Here is a 16,308-nt window from a genome sequence, read left to right on the forward strand (position 1 = left end):
TCAGGCCGACGGAGCGGGCGGCGCCGGTGGTGGCGTCATTGGCTCGACCTTGTAGGTTTTTGGCAGGTTGATCGGCTTGTAGGTCGAGTCTTTATCCATGCGCTCAATCACCGAGCTATGGATGGTCGCGCCTTCCGGAATTGGCCGCGGCTCGCCGCGCGGCAGGTAGAAGCCGAGGAAGGACTTCCGTTCCGGCCATTCCTTCCATTTGTCGCTCTTCGGAATCCATTCCAGGATTTCCCAGGCGGCGGTCAGCGAATTGTGCAGCGGAGCCGTCGCGCTCGGCGGCACGTAGTCGTGCTTGTGCGGCGGCAGCGGCATGCCCCAGGCGAGATGATCGATCAGCGCCTGATCCATGTGCAGCCCGGCGGACCTGGCCTGCTCGAGCATCCAGATCAGCGGAAATTTTGACGGCCCGCTCTGGTCCTCGGGATAGCCGCCGCCGACGTCGGAGTGCACGCCGGCGAACCAGACCTGGCGAATGTCCTGCTCCACCTCGGTCGCCGGATCGAACGGATCGGAGCGGAACTTCTGCGGCTCGATCCAGCGGTTGAGGCGGAACATGCGCCTGCGTTCGTCAATCGAGATCGCCTGGCGAAATCGTCTGACACTGGAGTTGGTGCGGGTAAACAGCAGCGTCTGGAGATCGAACAGGAAGTTGTCCTGCCGCGGCACGATGATCGAGGCCACGGTATCCCAGACCCCGACGAACTCGATGTCGATGTTGCGCCCGCCGGCGATCTGGCTGAAGTGCCAGGCTTCCTTCAGCGGGGCAGGGTCAAACGTCCCGTCGGACTTCTGGGCGTCGGAGCTGGCCTTCTTGTAGGTGCCGAAGGCGTAGCCGGCGAGGTCGAGCTGGTCGACCGGCAACAGGCCCATGACATGGACGAAGGCCGCCAGCGTACGCGCCGTGTAGGCGCCACGGCTGAAACCGAACATCCAGACCCGGTCGCCGGGCTCCCAGAGCCGACACAGAAACCGGTAGGCGCCGAGCGTGTCCTCGTCGAGGCCGGCGCCGAAGGCCAGTCCGAACAGGCCGCGTACCTCCTGCTTGAAGCGGCCCCAGCTGTTCTGCAGGCCGATCGTGCCGAGACCCGGGTGATAGTAGATGCGCTGCCGGTCGTCCTTGTCGGCGACGCGAAACAGCTTCAGGACGTTGGAAATATTGGCGCCGATCTCGTTGCCGGTGCCGTCGCAACAAATCACAATATCCTTCGGCATCCGTTGCCCCCGCGGCCGCCGTGAAAATTCGTGATCTCTATGTACGGCAGAACACGGGGAAGATTCAATCTTCAATTGAAGACGGTTCTATGTACGCGGCATGAATGCCGACTGTCGTTCTGGCGCCTGCGGCCGGCATCGGGCTCGTGTGCTCGCACTCCACGGCGATCGGCAGAATTCAATTGCAACACTTTGGAAAAGGTGGAAATCTCGCCGCCAGTCATTGCGATATTGCGTCGATATTTTTCTGGCCTTCAGGGATTTCGCCGGTGCGCGCGATCATCTTGCCTGCCGCCTTTCGCAGCTTCCTCAGCCTGGACCGGAACGGATCGGCATGAGCCACCAAGCTCTCGTGACGGTCATTCTGGCGGGATTGGTGGTGAGTGCGTTCGGACTGTTCTGGTGGGTCGGCAGCTATTCCGATCGCGTTTTCGTGGGCAGATTCCGCACTCGCTTTCCGGAGAAAACGCTGAGCTACACCGGCGATCAGCTCGGCGAGCTGGTGCAGTCCGATCTGCGGATGAAGTATGTCTTCCCGATCCTGTTCCCGCTCGATCTCGTCGTCATGCTGGCGCTGGCGGGCGCAATGGGCGCGGCGTCATCATTCTGGCTGAACCAGATCTATCCGACCGCAGCGTGGCTCGGCCTGGTCGTACCGGCGGTGTATCTGCTCAGCGACCTGATCGAGGATTGCTTGCTGGCCTGGCTGTTGCTGCACGGCGATCCGCATGCGGCGGCACGGGCCGTCTCGATGCTGAAGGCGATCACGACGATCAAGCTCGTCAGCATCTCTGCCTCGATCGCGCTGACGCTGGTCGCGCTCGTCGCATGGCTGTTTCACAGCGACTCGCTTCGCCTCTAGATTTTTGTTTGACGCGTTTTCTTCACGCGAACCGGTGTCCACTTCACTCGAAACCGCTCTAAAGCGCTGGCGATCTACTGATACGTCGCGACGATGTCGGAGACGGCGCGCTCGAGCTGCTGCGCGGTCGCGCACTGTCGCACCACGGTGCAGAAGGTCGCGTAGCGAGGCATCTCGGAATCGCCAAAGCCCCAGACCATGCGGCCTTCAGGGTTGAGCCATACCAGTCGCTTTGAACGCTCGCCGATGCGGCGCAGGATGTCGGCGCGCGGATCGAGATTGTTGCTGCGGGCGTCGCCGAGCACGATCACCGTGGTCTGCGGCGTGATCGCGCTCATCCAATTGTCCTCGAAATCGGCGAAGGAATTGCCGTAATCGGACGAGCCGAAGCCGACCTTGGACATGATCTCCTTCATCGCTTCTTCCGGCGAATTGGATTCCAGGATGTCGCTGACCTCGATCAGATGGCCCGAGAAGGCGAACGAGCGGACGTCGTCGACGACCTCGTGCAGGCTGTGGATCAAAAGCAGGAAGAAGTCCGAGACGCGGGCGACCGATCCCGAGACGTCGCATAACGCTATGATCTTCGGCCGGTCGCGATGCTTGCGCTTCCACGCGGTGAGGAACGGCACGCCGCCCCAGGCCGCGTTCCGACGCAGCGTGCGGCGGACGTCGAGATGACCGCGGCGCTGGCGCTTGCGCGGCTTGGAATAGCGCTCGCGCAGCCGGCGTGCGATCTGTCGGATCAGCGCACGCATCTGCTCGACCTGGCGCGGCTCGATCCGCGCTAGCGGCGCGTTGCGCAGGATCTCGTTGCGCAGGTTTTCGGTCTCTTCGCGCCCGTAGAGCAGCAGGGCTTGCGAGACCGTGTCGCGAACCGTGCCACGCAGGCCGTTGAGCGCCTCCTGCAGCCGCTCGGCAAGCGCGGGATTGCGCGTGGTCTGTTCGTCGATGTCGTCGCGCAGGCGCTGGATGCCCATCGCATCGAGGATGCGGGTCTGGAAGATGCCGCGCTGGGTGAAGTAGCGGATATCGGGCAGCGAGGCGGCGCCGGAGGCATTGGCGATCGCCGTCGATATCGCGGAGCGATCCTGCGACAGCAGCATCTGCGCCAGCGGCCCGACATTCTCGTTGGCGGCGCCGCCTGCCGCATCGCCATGCTCATCGGCCGACGGGTTGGCGCCGGATTCACTGTTGTCCTCGGTCTTGTCCTGCTCGGCCCTTTCCTGCTGCGGCTCGGGCTGGCTGAAGAACAGGTCAAAGCATTCGCCGAGCGAGCGCTTCTCGTCCTGCGTCTTGGCAAGCGTCAGCAGGAACGTGTCGCGCAGGATGTCGCGGTCGGCAAAGCCGACCTGGGCGACCGCCCGCATCGCATCGATGCTTTCGGCGGGCGAGACCCGGACCCCGGCTCCCCGCGCCGCACGAAAGAAGCGATGCAGGTTCTCACGCATGTTGATTTAGCTGAATACGCCCTGGCGCGACGCCTTGGCGATGAAGGACGAAATCTGCGGCGTCGCGGCCTCGATGTCGGCCTCGTATTTCAGGAGCACGTTGAGCGTGTCCTTGACGATCTCGGTGTCGAGCTCGCTCGCCTGCAGCAGCACCAGCACGCGCGCCCAGTCGATCGCCTCGCTGACCGAGGGCAGCTTCTTCAGGTCCAGCGAGCGGATCTCGTGGATGAAGCCGACCATCTGCTTGCGCAATGTCTGCGAGATGCCGGGCACCCGGCTCTCGACGATGCGCTCTTCCAACCTCTGCTCGGGGAAGCCGATATGCAGATGCAGGCAGCGCCGCTTCAAGGCATCGCCGAGATCACGTTCGCTGTTCGAGGTCAGGATCACGGTCGGCGGCGCCACCGCGGAGACGGTGCCGAGCTCGGGGATCGTGACCTGGAAGTCCGAGAGGATTTCCAGCAGCAGCGATTCGAATTCGGCATCCGACTTGTCGATCTCGTCGATCAGGAGCACGCAGCCGGCCGGCTGCTCCAGCGCCTGCAACAGCGGCCGCGGCTCGACGAATTCCTTGGAGAAGAACACGTCGCCGAAAGTGTGGAGCTGGTCGAGCGCGGCGGCCAGCGTCTGCGCGCCGCCGAGCACCTCGCCGAGCTTGTCCTTCAGGATCTGGGTGTAGAGCAGCTGCTTGGCGTATTTCCACTCGTACAGCGCCTTGGCCTCGTCGAGGCCCTCATAGCACTGCAGGCGGATCATCTTCAGGCCGCGCCAAGCGGCGATCGCCTTCGCAAGCTCGGTCTTGCCGACGCCGGCAGGGCCTTCGACCAGGATCGGCTTCTCGATCTGCTGCGACAGATAAACCGCGGTCGCGATCTGCCGGCTCGCAATATAGCCTTGCGCGGCGAGGCCGCTTTCCACGGCCTCGATCGAGGCGGTGGGCCTGGTGTCAGCCACGAGGATCAGCTCCGAATTTGCCTTGAACTCGGACCTGTTCTGCTCCCGTTGCGGGCAAAGCACAAGGCTCGTTTGGCCCGCAAAGGCATGGAGTTAGCGCATGGTTCCGGGGTATTTCCGCCGAGCGCAATACCCCGGCGGCAGCAACCTCTAGCCCGCGCAGCTCTTCACGAAATCCTTGCGCTGCGGGCCTGTGATCTTCTGGTCGATTGCCTGCTTCAGGCAGTCGAGATGCGCCTGCGCCATACAGAGCTGCATCTGATCGTGCCGATCCTGACCCTTCAGCGCCTTCGCCGCGCTCTGGCAGGCCGCGCGCTTCGCGCCAGGCACGGGCACCGCCGCCGACGTGCTCTCTTGCGCGGGAGCTGCCGCCGGCGCTGCGGCCGGTGCGGGGGTTGAGGTTGATTGCGCGAACGCTGCGACCGAGACCAGCAGCGAACCAGCCGAGACCAAGGCGACGACGGGACGTTTCATGCGATGTACCTCCGCGGGCATGATCCGGAGAAGCGAGGTCGGCTTTTCCGGAACGCCATGCTCAGACCAGGTAAGGGATCACGATGCGATATCGTGGTCGCGCCGTGATCCAGGGGAGGCTGAGAATTAGAGACTGCTGCCTGAATGTGGAGTGAATATGCGGCGGGGCCGCTTCACCTCAGCGTGAGGCCGGTCGCGGCTTCGAGCTCGGAGATCGCCTGAGCGGCGTTCGCGACCTTGATCGTGGTCATGCCCATCTCGCGCGCCGGCTTCAAGTTGACGCCGAGATCGTCGAGATAGACGCAGTTCTTCGGATTCACCTGCAGCGTCTCCACCATCATCTGGTAGATGCGCGGGTCGGGCTTGCGCAGGCCGATCTTTGCGGACTCGATGACATGGTCGAACAGCGCCATGACTTCCGCGACATAGAGCGTGCGTCCGCTGTGGCTGCCGATTGCGTTCGACGGCAGATTGTTGGTGATGCAGCCGGTCTTGAATTTCGCCTTGATGCGTTTCAGCGCCTCGACTATTTCGGGGCGCAGGTCGCCGGAGAGCAGCGGCAACACGTCCTTGCCGCGCACCTCGGCGCCGAGCGCCTTCGATTCAGTGGCAAACAACTCGTCGAACGCATCGATCCCGATCTCGGCGCGCTCGAACTTGGCCCAGGCGTTCTCGAGATGGTTGGCGGCGTTGGTGCGGCGGATGATGTCGACCGGCAGGCCGCGCTCGGTCTCGTAGCGCGCGAAGGCCTCGAACGGCGAGGTGGTCAAGACGCCGCCGAAATCCCAGATCACTGCCTCGATCATCGATGTCCTGCCCGTTGCAAAGCGGCGGCTTCGCCTCGGGTCGTCCGGCCGTTTTGGCCGAAGACAGGGAAACGCGCGTTCAGCCTTCTTTATTGGAATTGCCGCGGATCAGGCAAGCCGCCAGTTCGCGGCAAACTCCGCCATACGGAACGGGCTCACCAGACCATCGGAACCAGGCGGTAACGCACGCGGCCGAGATATTCGGCGTAGCCGTCGAGTTCGGCGGCGAGCATCCGCTCCTCCATCATCGACCTCAAGCCGAGCAGCGCCGCCATGACAGGCACGATGCCAAGGCCATACCAGGATGCGAGCAGCAGCGGCGTGCCGACATAGGTCAACAGGCCGCTGGCATAGATCGGATGCCGCACATAGGCGTACGGCCCCGTCGTCACCGCAGCATGCCCGCGCTCGCGCTGGATCTTCACGACCGGGGCGGCGTAGCTGTTTTCGCGGTAGGTCCGGTAGACGATGTAGAACGAGGCGGCGATCATCACCGCGCCGGCGCATTGCAGCCAGAACGGGACGAACGATGTCTGGTAGCGCATCGCGTCGAGCGCCATCAGCGGTAGCCATGTCAGCCACAACAGCGGCATGATCGTCGTGATGACGCGATCCCACCCGGCCTGGCCGCGCGCGGTGCGGCGCTCCGCCAGCAATCCCGGATCGTGCCTTGCGAGCCATGCCTCCGTGATCAGACCGCCGATCGTGATCTCGAGCAGGAACATCCAGCCGCCGGCCCATCGCATGGTGCCGGCCGCAAGAAACAGGAGTGTCCCGAGGCCGACGAATGTACAGGCGGCGCGGCGCAGATTGATGCGAGGGGGATTGCTGTTGGGATTGCCGTTCTGGTTCATGTCTCTCTCCGACGAGCGGCAACGGCCGCGCCGCCGGATCGGGCGGCCGTTGCATGTCCGGGTAGCGGATCGAAGCGCCGCTCAGTGCGCAGGCTGGGTTACGGTCTGCGGGTCCAGTTTCGTGCCTGTCCGGAATAGACCTTGCTTGGCAGCGCGCGGGCTGCGGGATCGAGCAGGATCTTCATCGCAGTATTGAGCCGCGCCTCCGAATGCGGCGAGCCATCATGGCGCATCTGCTGCGGAGCACCGGGGCCCTGCGGCGGCGCCATGTAGGCCGACGTTGTCGGCGGGGCGGGCGTGGTGGCGATCTTCGGACGGGCAACAACAGCTGCCTCCAACGGACGCCGCGCATCAGCAATGCTTGACGCTGCGGATGCTGCTTCCGCCGGCGGCGGAGAGGAGGCTGTGCTGTCGGATCCGGATTTGCGGGGCGGTCTTGCCATGGCATCGGCTCCATTGGTTCGGTGATGACGACGACGTCAGGACTTGTCTTCGTCGGATGTGGTGCGTTTGGCGATGATCGGGTTGCGGTCGCTGATCGCGGCGAGCAGCGAGGCGTGGGTCACGACTGACGACACGACGATCTTTCCGGAGGGCTCGATCCGGCGACCGTTCTGCTGCTGTTGCTGTGGGCTCCTGGCGGTGGATTTCTGCATCATGTCGGCCTCCTCGAGGATGGGTGGGGCCCGACAGCGCCGGGCCCCGAGTTTGGCGATCAGATGCCGAAGGCACCGAGGACGCCCGGCAGCGCCTGCACGGCCGTACCGAGGATGTCCTGCCAGCCCTGCGGGTTGACCGAACCGTTGGTCGCCACTTCGGCAATCCGCTTCGGACCGCGCTCGATGCCCTCACACTGGATCGGGCTACGCACGCTGCCGAAGGTCTCAAAGTCGTTCCTTGCGTACATGTTCAGCTCCTTCTTTCGGTTTGAATTGACGGCAACTACGGGAGGTGGGCACCGACCGGGGCAGCCGTCGCTGGACGTCGCCCAGGGGATCGCTCATCGCGTCGATCCCCTGGACCACGTGACGCTAATTCGCGCCACGTTCTGATCTCCTCCGGACGCAGAGGAGCAATCGCGTCAATAGACCTGCCACTGCCGCAGCGGGCCGACCGCCACCGGCACCACGTCGCTCACGTCGATCGTGTACTGATAGACTTCGCGCGCCTGGGTCAGGACCTGCGTCGGGTTGAAGAAGCGGTAGGTCACGTCGTGGCAGATCGATTCCGGACGGCAGATCAGACTCTGGTCGACCTCGACGGTGTCGAGCCGCAAGCCCTTCTTGGCGACGTCGGTGAAGATCTTCCGCGTATTGTAGGCATTCATCGCCGAGTAGTTCAGCGCGCGATCCTGCGGTGAAAGACCGACGTTGCGGAATTCATTGTAGATCCGCTCGAGGAAGCCCTCGGCGCCGTCCGGCCAGGTGGTCGGGTCGGGCCCGAACAGCGTGTAGAGATCCCACTGGTAGAAGCCGCGCCAATCGGTCACCAGCGTTGGAACGACCGTGCCGTTGAGCAGCTTGGTCGTGTTGGTGCTGTCGACCCAACCGGCCATCGAGACCCGCGCGACGCCGCCGCGCGGCGGGAATGCGGGGGGTGTGATCGGTCGTGCGTCAGCGCCGGCGGCGGCCGCCGTCGCCAGCACCACGGTGCGGGTCGTCGCGGGGTCGTCATGCGAGACTTCCTGATGCCACAGCGCCAGGATCAGCGCGGCGAAGAACCCGAGACCGAACACATCGAGCGGCTTGATCGCATAGATCGGGATCGAATCGATCGTCATCGTCCAGGTGATGGCGTCGGCGTCGGGGAAGTTGTTGCCTGCGCCGGCCGGCGTCGCGGTCTCGCCTTCGGCCTGGTTCAACAGATAGCGCGCCATGATCGCCGGATTGTACGGCGCCGAGGTATCGCCGGAGTGATCGCGCTCCGGTCCGAACGCCGGATCGCCGCGTCCGATCAGGCTGTCGCGCCAGTTGGCGATCGCCTGCACGAAGTAGTCGAGGCGGGCTTCCTTTCCGAAATCGTAGAACAGCCGGCCGATCGGGAAGGCGAGTTGACCGGTGGACTCGGCCGTCGCGCCCTGCGGACGCATGCCGCCGCCACAGCCGCAGTTCTTCTCGCTGGCTCGAACCGCGGGTGCTTCGTACATCGGCAGCGCCTGGGGCATTGCGACGGGAAGCGCATTGCTCGGCATCAGCGCGTGCAGTTGCTGCGGCTGCAGCCAGGTTTGCGGCATCATGCCGGCCGTCGGCATCGCCATCTGCGGCATCATCATCGGCGGCATCACCATCTGCGGTGCCGGTGCCGGTATCCAGACCATGTCGCCGCCCGCATGGGGCGCGTGATACGGAAAAGGCGCGGGCGCTGCGATCGGTGCGGCGACGACGCCGTGATCAACGGGGACGGCCATGGCCGCAGGTGCCGCCGGCGCGGCGGGTTGCGCCTCGCTTGGCATGATCCCGGCGCTGTTTCGCAGGACCGAGCCGTCCGGCCCGAATATGCGCGGAGCCGATGGTGCAGACATTGCTGATAGATCTCCCATGGAACCCTCTCTGGTTGCAGTTGGCTGAGCGGCGGATGACGGTTGGACGAAAGGGCGCGCGGATACTCCCCAGAAGCGGGGAGGCGCGGCCGTGGCACCCGACGGCATGACGGCGTCCGCCTGCTCGCCAAGCAGGGCGGCGACAGTCGCGGGAATATCGAGCCGTCCGGCGAGGCAGCGCGAGGCGCTGCCGTCGTTGCGGCAGGGCACCGCGCTTTCGAGCAGCGCGGCACGGACGGCTTGCGGATCGGCCTTGCGTCCGTTCTGGCGCAGGCATGAGAGCAGCAGCGCGACGACGCCGGTCACGATCGGCGCGGCGTAACTCGTTCCGGAACGCAGGCTGACGTTGCGGACCGGCGAGGCGCCGGCGATGTTCTCGCCCGGCGCCAGGATGCCGTTCTCGAGATAGGCGTCGCCGAAATTGCTGAACGGAAGCGGGTTGCCGGCCAGATCGCACGCGCCGACCGCAAGCACCGAAGCGAGGCTGCCCGGCACCTGGACGCAGCGGCAGCCATCATTGCCGGCGGCGGCGACGATCAGCTTTCCGGCGCGTTCGCACGCGCGCACCGCGTCGACCAGAATGCGATCGGCCTGTCCCGTCGCGGATTGCTGGCCGCTGCTGATGTTGATGATGTCGGCGCCCACGGCCAGTGCCTGGTTGATCGCGAGCGCCAATGTGCTTTGCGAGGACGGCTCGATCTGCCCGGCGGCATTCTCGCGATAGATCGAGAACACGGTTGCGCTGCAGTTCGGCGCGACGCCGAGCACCGGGCTGCCGGGTGTCCCCATCAGCACGCTCGTGACGTGCGTGCCATGCTCGGACTGGATCATCGATGAAGACGGCGCGACGAACTCGCCGCCCATCGCGACGCGGGCCTGCCTGAGCGAGGGATGATTGAGATCGACGGGGCCGTCGATGATCGCGATCTTCACCGCGGGGTCGCCACCCGACGTTCTCTGCCACAAGGCAGTCAGACCAGCGATGTCGGCAACTGGATTCATGAAATCGATCCTGGACGGTCTGCTGCGATATTCGTGCAGCCGATCCGTCTTCCACGGCAATCTGCAACCGCGCAGCGAACGAAAAGAGCGGCATGTCGCTGCGTTGGTGCTGTTGTGGCAGGTGTGCCGAGAAAGGCCTATTCACCGCGGTGGATCAGAAAGGATCGAGACGATGATGCGGATCGACCGATCCATGAGATCGATCCTGCGCCTCGAAGGATCGATCAAAGGGTTTAGTCGGGATCGATCTCACCGCGTGACGTGCCCGCACGCGCGCAAAGCCGCGCCGCATCTGCGCACCAATGCGTGCACGCGCTGCGGTCGGTCGAATACGGATTCAGGTCGCGGGTGTCAGTCGAGCTCGCGGCGGCGATCGAGAGCCGGTGCGGATGATGCGATCCACGGCGCTTCGCGCACCCGCCGCATCGCCTGCGCCCGGCGCGGCAGGCCGAGCTTTTGCAGCACGTGATGGACGTGATGCTTGACGGTGGCGAGACTGAGATTGAGATCGCGCGCGATCTCCTTGTTCGACATGCCTTGCCCGATGAGCCTGAGAACCTCGCCTTCGCGGCGCGTCAGGCCCTGGTCCGTCTCGATCGTATCCGTCTGACGCTCCATGCAAAACAGCGCGCGCAGCAGTCCGCCGGAAATCTCGGCGCTGCAGGCAAGCCGCCCTGACGCCACGTCCGACAGTGCGCGGCAGAGCTCGTCGAAGCTGGCATTCCGGGAAATGTAGCCACTAAACCCGGCCCGGCCGCAGCGGACCACGTCGCGCCGGTCCTCGTTGAGGCCGAGCGCCACGAGCGCGATCTCCGCATGCTCGCTCGCAATCACGCGCACCTCGTCAAGATCGATGCCCTGTGTGACGTCGATCAGAATGACACTCACACTGTTGGTCTCGAGGGTCGCGCGCAGGCCGGCAAGATCGGCGACCGCCGCCTCGACGGCAAACTCGGCGTGGTTCTGGAAACTCGAGGTAAGCCCCTCGCTGAACAGCCTGATCGGCGTGACGACCGCGATCCTCATGATTATCCTCGAAACTCAACGAAATGGCGGATGAAAAGCCGTCCATAAGTCAACGGCACCGGCATCCAGAAAGTCATGAAGGTAAGTATGCGGTATGCTGCCAGAGGTTGTATTTATTATCAGGTCGAAATTACGGCCCTGATACGCGCGGGATCAAGAGATGCAGTTCACATTCGAACGCCGTGCCGGCAGCGCAGCACAGGATACGATGTGATGGATATCGCGGCAAGGTGGCGACACGCAGCGCGTGCGCGCCATGGGCAGCAGGAAATCCGGTGGCGACTTCAACGCCGTAGTGATCGACGCCTAGATATTTAGACAATTGACGCATGTGGGCGCGGGTGCTCTGTACAAGATTGCGTGTTCTTCGGCCGAGTGTGAGCGACGCAATGCCGCGCCTCGGATGTGCTCAATCCAGATGTCAATCGACAGGATTCCATGACGAGCGTTTTTCGAGCGACAGCCTTTCTGACCCTGTTGATGGCAACGCCGGCCTTCGCGATCGTCGGTGGTGGCGCGCCATCGACCGATGGCGTCGCGCGCGCCGTCGTCACCATCGTCGGCTCGCGCGGCAATTTCTGCACCGGCGCGCTGATCGCGCCGAAGGTCGTGCTGACCGCGGCGCATTGCGTGCAGCCCGGTGCCGACTACAAGATCGTCGATTATGGACCGGACCGGCAGCCGAAGCTGCAGGACGTCAAGACGGTTGCGATCCATCCCGGCTTTCGGATGCAGGCGATGACCAATCATGTCGCGACCGCCGATGTCGCGGTGCTGCAACTCGCGCTACCGGTTGCAGGCAAGGCGCCGGCCGTGCTCGGCATACCCGACATTCCGGTCCAGGTCGGCGGCCGCTTCACCATCGCCGGCGTCGGCGTCGGCGTCACGGTGCGCGGCGACGGCAAGAGCGGCGGCAGCATCCGTGTCATCAGCCTGATTGCGAACGGCAAGCCCGGTACGCTGCAGATCCGTCTCGTCGATCCGGTCGGGCAGGGCGTGCGCGAGGGGCTCGGCGCCTGCACCGGCGATTCCGGTGCGCCCGTGTTCGAGGACAAGCAAGGCGGGCCTGTCATCGTCGGCGTGGTGAGTTGGTCCACCGGCCCGAACGGGACCGCCGGTTGCGGCGGCATCACCGGGGTGACGCCGCTCATGCTCTATCGCGACTGGGTGATGCAGACCGCGCGGCAATGGGGCGCGAGCTTCTAGCTGAGCGGTGCGGCCGAAGCGCTGACGCGCCCATAGTACCGTCATCCCCGCGCAAAGGCTTTGCCTTTGTCGCTGGAGGAGCCGCGAAGCGGCGTCTCGAAGGATCGACGGCCACCAGCCGGGCCGTGCATCCTTCGAGACGCGCTACGCGCTCCTCAGGATGACGGGGAGGGGCCGGGCGTGCGCTGAGACCTAGTGGTTCATCACAGTGATTTTGACTCTTTGACGACGGCCGGATAGGCGCGGCGGAGTTTGGCGCGGGCTTTGTCGGTTGTGAACATCCACTTGATGCGGTCTTGCGCCTTGTTTCGCTGCCGTTGCCATGCCGCGATCTCGTTTCGGAGCTTTTTGGGGTCGTCGATGCGGCGGCCGAGACACTGGCGCTGCAGCACGCTGATCTCGCACTCAACCATGTTGAGCCAACTGGCGTGTTTCGGGGTGTAGTGGAATTCGAGGCGGCGCAGGATGCGCCGGGCTTCGGCGGGCGCAAATGCTTGATACAGCGCACCGGCGGTATGGATCGACAGATTGTCCTGCACGACACGGATGCAGGCGGCTTCGGGATAATGGACGTCGACGAGTTCACGCATGCAATGGGCGTAGTCGACGGCGGCGCGGCGCTCGGTCGCCTTCACGTTGCGCCACCCCCGATGTGGATCGAAGGTAACGAAGAGATTGACGGTGCCATTGCGGCGGTACTCGTAATCGTAGCGCTCGCGCTGTCCGGGCTTGGCGGAGACCGGCTGGTGCACCTCGCCGATCAGCTGGACCGGGGTCTCGTCGAAGCAGACCAGCGGCCGGGCGGGATCCGGCCTCTCGGCGTAGAGGTCAAGCACGTCCTCCATGCGGGCGACGTATTCGCCATCGACATGAGGAATGCACCACATGTCCCTGCGCCATGGCTTGAGGTCGTTCTCCGCCAGCCGGCGGCGCACGGTCTCGCCCGACAAGCTGTCGTGATCGGTGAGCTTGACCATCGCGTTGGCCAGCAGCGTCAGCGTCCAGCGTTTGCGGCCGGCCGGCGGCTTGGCGCATGCGGTCGCCACCAGCAGGGCCTCCTCCTTGCCCGTCAGCTTGCGTTCCGCCCCTGGACGCGGCTCCTCGCTCAGGGCCCGCTCCAGATTGCCTTCCACGAAGCGGCGCTTGGTCCGATAGACGGTGGAGAGGCTGACACTTACGGTCCGGGCAATCTCCTCGTCGCGGCGCCCTCCATCGGCCGCCAGCAAAATCTGCGCCCGCTTGAGCTTGCGGGCGGCGCACTTGCCGCCGCCGAGCATCGCCGTCAGTTCGTCTCGCTCGGCTTGGCTCAATTCGACCCGATAACGGACATTCATCCTTTGCCTCCTTGTCGGAAGGCCGGGACGAATCGATCCATGAGTCAAAAATCAGGCGCGCGCTTCACCCAGAAGCAGGGGCACTACCTCGCTTTCATCTACACATATTCCAACATGTTCGGACAGCCGCCCGCCGAGAAAGACATCCAGCGCCACTTCCGCGTCAGCCCGCCTTCGGTCCACCAAATGATCGTAACTCTCGAACGAAACGGATGCATCCGTCGTCAACCCGGCGTCCCAAGGAGCATCGAAATTCTCGTGCCGCCGGAAAGCTTGCCGATCCTCGAATGGCTCGGAATAAAAACGTCAAAATCACTGTGATGAACCACTAGTGCCCCGCAGCCTTGTTCGCGGCGGCGTTGTTCAGCACGATCAGGCCGTCGACGGCGACGCCGAGCTTGCTGTTGATCAGGAACGGATTGACGTCGATCGAGGCGATGCGGCCATTGGCGTCGGCCATCAGGTTGGAGAGCCCGACCAGCGCCTTCACCGCCGATGGCTCGTGCAGCGCCGGCTTGCCGCGGTAACCCTTCAGCTTGACCCCGGCCTTGGTCTTGGCGATCAGCTCTTTCGCCTCGGCGGCGTCGAGCGGCGCGCCGGCAAGGGCGACGTCCTTCAGCAGCTCGATATCGACGCCGCCGGTGCCGAACAGCACCACGGGGCCCATCTCGGCATCGAGCGAGGCGCCCACCACGAGCTCGAGGTCGGCCTTGACCTGCTGCGCAATCAGGATGCCCTCGAGCTTCGGCTTGCCCTTCAGCTTCTTTACCCGCGCGGTGATGTCGTTGAACGCCTTCTTCACCTCGGCCGCATTGCCGAGGTTCAGCACCACGCCGCCGATGTCCGACTTGTGCAGGATGTCGGGGCTCACAACTTTGGCGACCACCGGGAAGCCGATTGCCTTGGCGATCTTCACCGCCTCCGCCGCGGTCTGCGCGACGTCTTCCTTGGAGATCGGGATGCCATAGGCCTTGAGCAGCTGCTTCGAGGCGACCTCGTCGAGCGCGGCGGCGCCGTTGGCGGCCTTCAGCGTCTTCTCCAGCACGGCGCGCGCGGACGCCTTCGAGCTCGATGCGATGTCGGGCACTTCCTTGCGCAGACCGGCATATTCGATCAGCGACTTGATCGCGCCGACCGCGCGGTCGAGGCCCTGCATGACGGCGATGTCGGGCAGCGACTTGCGTAGTCCCTTGGTGAATTCGGTGAAGCCGATCGACATCGCGCTGATATAGATCACCGGCTTGTTGGCCTGACCCGCCATCTCGTTGACGATCTTCAGATTGCGCTCGCGCAGCTCATGCGGCGCCTTCGGCAGCTCGGCGTCGATGATGACGATGTCGGTGTCGGGATCGTCGATCATGATCTTGATCGATTTCATGTAGACGGAGGGATCGACCACCGCGGCGAAGCCGGCATCGAGCGGGTTGCCGACGATGCTGCCGGGCCCGAGCATCTTTGCCAGCTGCTCCGATGCGTTCGGGCTCAGCGGCGCGAAATTCAGGCCGACCGAATAGAACACGTCGATCAGAAGTCCGCGCTTGCCGCCCGACAGCGACACCGCCGCAAGGCGGTTGCCCTTCGGTGGATCGGCATGGACGAAACACTCGGTGGTTTCGATCAATTCATCCAGCCCGCGCACCCGGATCACGCCTTCGCGGGTCGAGATCGCATCGAACGTCTCGATCGAACCGGCAAGCGCGCCGGTGTGCGCCATCGCAGCGGCGCGGCCGCCTTCGGAGGCGCCGAGCTTGAGCGCGATGACAGGCTTGCCCGCAGCGCGCGCGGCCTTGCAAGCTTCGCGGAACACCTTTGTGTTCCTGACGCCTTCGAGATAGACCACGATGACGCGGATGCTCGGATCGGCGGCGAAATAGCTCATCAGGTCCGGGGTCTCGAGGCCGGATTCATTGCCGGTTGTGACCATGTAGCCGACACCGACGCCGCGATCCTCCAGCGCCTGGCGGATCGCCATCACGATCGCGCCGGATTGGCCGGCGATCGCCACCGCGCCCGGCTCCATGGTGACGATGCGGTCGTCGATATTGGTGAACAGGTTCTCGCCGGCGCTGAGATTGCCGAGGCAATTCGGACCGGTGACGGCCAGTCCGGTCTCCTTGATCGCCTGCTTCAGCTCCTCCGCGAGCCGCTGGCTCTCCTCGTCCTGTAGCTCGCTGAAGCCGGATGTGACGATGGTCGCCGAGCGGGCGCCGGCAGCGGCCGCGTCGCGGATCACTTGCACGGCGAATCGCGCCGGTACCAGCACCAACACATGGTCCGGCTTTTCCGGAAGGCTGGCGAAATCCTTGTAGCAGGTGACGCCCCAGATCGTTTCGCGCTTGGCGTTGATCGGAAACAGGCCGCCGGCATATTCGTATTTGACGAGATTGTTCCAGATCCGTTCGGCATAGTTGCCGGGCTTGTCGGTGGCGCCGACCAGCACGATGTTGCGCGGGTGCAGCATCGCGTGGATGCTCTTGACGATGTCGCTGGCGTCAGCGGGCGGTGCCCATTTGCGGGACGAATGTGACGCGGTGCCTGCGAAAGCTTCCATGGAGCCTGCCCTTATCCTTGTTCTACTT

Annotated in this window: 17 protein-coding genes; 4 read left to right on the forward strand and 13 right to left on the reverse strand. The window is 64.4% G+C overall.

Going from position 1 to position 16,308, the window contains the following annotated elements:
* Positions 1-1,221, reverse strand: a complete 1,221-nt coding sequence (locus tag ACVIGA_RS24065) for a T6SS phospholipase effector Tle1-like catalytic domain-containing protein (RefSeq protein ID WP_456668240.1) — start codon at positions 1,219-1,221, stop codon at positions 1-3.
* A 104-nt stretch (positions 1,222-1,325) separates the two neighbouring features.
* Between ACVIGA_RS24065 and ACVIGA_RS24070 the strand changes: the two genes are divergently transcribed.
* Together ACVIGA_RS24070 and ACVIGA_RS24075 are read left to right on the forward strand one after the other, a co-directional pair.
* Positions 1,326-1,559: a hypothetical protein gene (locus ACVIGA_RS24070; protein ID WP_456668241.1), complete on the forward strand. Its 234-nt coding sequence runs from the start codon at positions 1,326-1,328 to the stop codon at positions 1,557-1,559.
* Positions 1,556-2,083: a hypothetical protein gene (locus ACVIGA_RS24075; RefSeq protein WP_375778159.1), complete on the forward strand. Its 528-nt coding sequence runs from the start codon at positions 1,556-1,558 to the stop codon at positions 2,081-2,083. Before ACVIGA_RS24070 ends, ACVIGA_RS24075 begins: the two co-directional genes overlap by 4 nt.
* A gap of 74 nt (positions 2,084-2,157) precedes the next feature.
* Here ACVIGA_RS24075 and ACVIGA_RS24080 read toward each other — a convergent pair whose 3' ends face one another.
* From ACVIGA_RS24080 to ACVIGA_RS24125, 10 genes are all read right to left on the reverse strand, one after another.
* Positions 2,158-3,534: a vWA domain-containing protein gene (locus ACVIGA_RS24080; protein WP_456668242.1), complete on the reverse strand. Its 1,377-nt coding sequence runs from the start codon at positions 3,532-3,534 to the stop codon at positions 2,158-2,160.
* Between the two features lie 6 nt (positions 3,535-3,540).
* On the reverse strand, positions 3,541-4,488 hold the full coding sequence (locus tag ACVIGA_RS24085; protein ID WP_456668243.1) for an AAA family ATPase: 948 nt from the start codon (positions 4,486-4,488) through the stop codon (positions 3,541-3,543).
* 150 nt (positions 4,489-4,638) lie between these two features.
* On the reverse strand, positions 4,639-4,962 hold the full coding sequence (locus tag ACVIGA_RS24090) for a hypothetical protein (RefSeq protein WP_223974624.1): 324 nt from the start codon (positions 4,960-4,962) through the stop codon (positions 4,639-4,641).
* A 173-nt stretch (positions 4,963-5,135) separates the two neighbouring features.
* Entirely contained in the window at positions 5,136-5,768 is a 633-nt protein-coding gene (locus ACVIGA_RS24095) for an HAD-IA family hydrolase (protein WP_456668244.1), read from the reverse strand.
* A gap of 155 nt (positions 5,769-5,923) precedes the next feature.
* Entirely contained in the window at positions 5,924-6,622 is a 699-nt protein-coding gene (locus ACVIGA_RS24100; RefSeq protein WP_456668245.1) for a methyltransferase family protein, read from the reverse strand.
* A 98-nt stretch (positions 6,623-6,720) separates the two neighbouring features.
* Positions 6,721-6,960 carry a hypothetical protein gene (locus ACVIGA_RS24105; RefSeq protein WP_456668246.1) on the reverse strand — a complete coding sequence of 80 codons (240 nt, stop codon included), beginning with the start codon at positions 6,958-6,960 and terminating at the stop codon, positions 6,721-6,723.
* Between the two features lie 141 nt (positions 6,961-7,101).
* Complete coding sequence (locus ACVIGA_RS24110) at positions 7,102-7,281, reverse strand: hypothetical protein (protein WP_050630159.1); 180 nt, start codon at positions 7,279-7,281, stop codon at positions 7,102-7,104.
* A 56-nt stretch (positions 7,282-7,337) separates the two neighbouring features.
* A complete protein-coding gene (locus ACVIGA_RS24115; RefSeq protein WP_029080476.1) occupies positions 7,338-7,529 on the reverse strand; it encodes a hypothetical protein in 192 nt (63 codons plus the stop codon).
* 174 nt (positions 7,530-7,703) lie between these two features.
* Positions 7,704-10,163, reverse strand: a complete 2,460-nt coding sequence (locus ACVIGA_RS24120) for a S8 family serine peptidase (RefSeq protein WP_456668247.1) — start codon at positions 10,161-10,163, stop codon at positions 7,704-7,706.
* Between the two features lie 351 nt (positions 10,164-10,514).
* Positions 10,515-11,189, reverse strand: coding sequence for a LuxR C-terminal-related transcriptional regulator (locus ACVIGA_RS24125; RefSeq protein ID WP_456668248.1), 675 nt, complete (start codon positions 11,187-11,189; stop codon positions 10,515-10,517).
* Between the two features lie 438 nt (positions 11,190-11,627).
* Here ACVIGA_RS24125 and ACVIGA_RS24130 point away from each other — a divergent pair, with 438 nt between their 5' ends.
* Complete coding sequence (locus ACVIGA_RS24130; RefSeq protein ID WP_456668249.1) at positions 11,628-12,395, forward strand: S1 family peptidase; 768 nt, start codon at positions 11,628-11,630, stop codon at positions 12,393-12,395.
* A gap of 203 nt (positions 12,396-12,598) precedes the next feature.
* Here ACVIGA_RS24130 and ACVIGA_RS24135 read toward each other — a convergent pair whose 3' ends face one another.
* On the reverse strand, positions 12,599-13,729 hold the full coding sequence (locus tag ACVIGA_RS24135) for an IS630 family transposase (protein ID WP_208067716.1): 1,131 nt from the start codon (positions 13,727-13,729) through the stop codon (positions 12,599-12,601).
* A gap of 39 nt (positions 13,730-13,768) precedes the next feature.
* On the opposite strand from ACVIGA_RS24135, the gene ACVIGA_RS24140 reads away from it, so the two are divergent.
* Complete coding sequence (locus ACVIGA_RS24140; protein ID WP_166106965.1) at positions 13,769-14,050, forward strand: LexA family protein; 282 nt, start codon at positions 13,769-13,771, stop codon at positions 14,048-14,050.
* Positions 14,051-14,057: 7 nt separating this feature from the next.
* Here ACVIGA_RS24140 and ACVIGA_RS24145 read toward each other — a convergent pair whose 3' ends face one another.
* Positions 14,058-16,280: an acetate--CoA ligase family protein gene (locus ACVIGA_RS24145; RefSeq protein WP_456668250.1), complete on the reverse strand. Its 2,223-nt coding sequence runs from the start codon at positions 16,278-16,280 to the stop codon at positions 14,058-14,060.
* Positions 16,281-16,308 lie beyond the last annotated feature (28 nt).

The organism is Bradyrhizobium sp. USDA 3240, assembly GCF_054063295.1.

Coding starts and splice junctions, on each gene's coding strand:
- ACVIGA_RS24125 (WP_456668248.1), bottom strand. CDS start 11,189: ATGAGGATCGCGGTCGTCACGCCGATCAGGCTGTTCAGCGAGGGGCTT.
- ACVIGA_RS24140 (WP_166106965.1), top strand. CDS start 13,769: ATGAGTCAAAAATCAGGCGCGCGCTTCACCCAGAAGCAGGGGCACTAC.
- ACVIGA_RS24100 (WP_456668245.1), bottom strand. CDS start 6,622: ATGAACCAGAACGGCAATCCCAACAGCAATCCCCCTCGCATCAATCTG.
- ACVIGA_RS24070 (WP_456668241.1), top strand. CDS start 1,326: ATGCCGACTGTCGTTCTGGCGCCTGCGGCCGGCATCGGGCTCGTGTGC.
- ACVIGA_RS24095 (WP_456668244.1), bottom strand. CDS start 5,768: ATGATCGAGGCAGTGATCTGGGATTTCGGCGGCGTCTTGACCACCTCG.
- ACVIGA_RS24090 (WP_223974624.1), bottom strand. CDS start 4,962: ATGAAACGTCCCGTCGTCGCCTTGGTCTCGGCTGGTTCGCTGCTGGTC.
- ACVIGA_RS24115 (WP_029080476.1), bottom strand. CDS start 7,529: ATGTACGCAAGGAACGACTTTGAGACCTTCGGCAGCGTGCGTAGCCCG.
- ACVIGA_RS24110 (WP_050630159.1), bottom strand. CDS start 7,281: ATGATGCAGAAATCCACCGCCAGGAGCCCACAGCAACAGCAGCAGAAC.
- ACVIGA_RS24120 (WP_456668247.1), bottom strand. CDS start 10,163: ATGAATCCAGTTGCCGACATCGCTGGTCTGACTGCCTTGTGGCAGAGA.
- ACVIGA_RS24135 (WP_208067716.1), bottom strand. CDS start 13,729: ATGAATGTCCGTTATCGGGTCGAATTGAGCCAAGCCGAGCGAGACGAA.
- ACVIGA_RS24130 (WP_456668249.1), top strand. CDS start 11,628: ATGACGAGCGTTTTTCGAGCGACAGCCTTTCTGACCCTGTTGATGGCA.
- ACVIGA_RS24065 (WP_456668240.1), bottom strand. CDS start 1,221: ATGCCGAAGGATATTGTGATTTGTTGCGACGGCACCGGCAACGAGATC.
- ACVIGA_RS24080 (WP_456668242.1), bottom strand. CDS start 3,534: ATGCGTGAGAACCTGCATCGCTTCTTTCGTGCGGCGCGGGGAGCCGGG.
- ACVIGA_RS24075 (WP_375778159.1), top strand. CDS start 1,556: ATGAGCCACCAAGCTCTCGTGACGGTCATTCTGGCGGGATTGGTGGTG.
- ACVIGA_RS24145 (WP_456668250.1), bottom strand. CDS start 16,280: ATGGAAGCTTTCGCAGGCACCGCGTCACATTCGTCCCGCAAATGGGCA.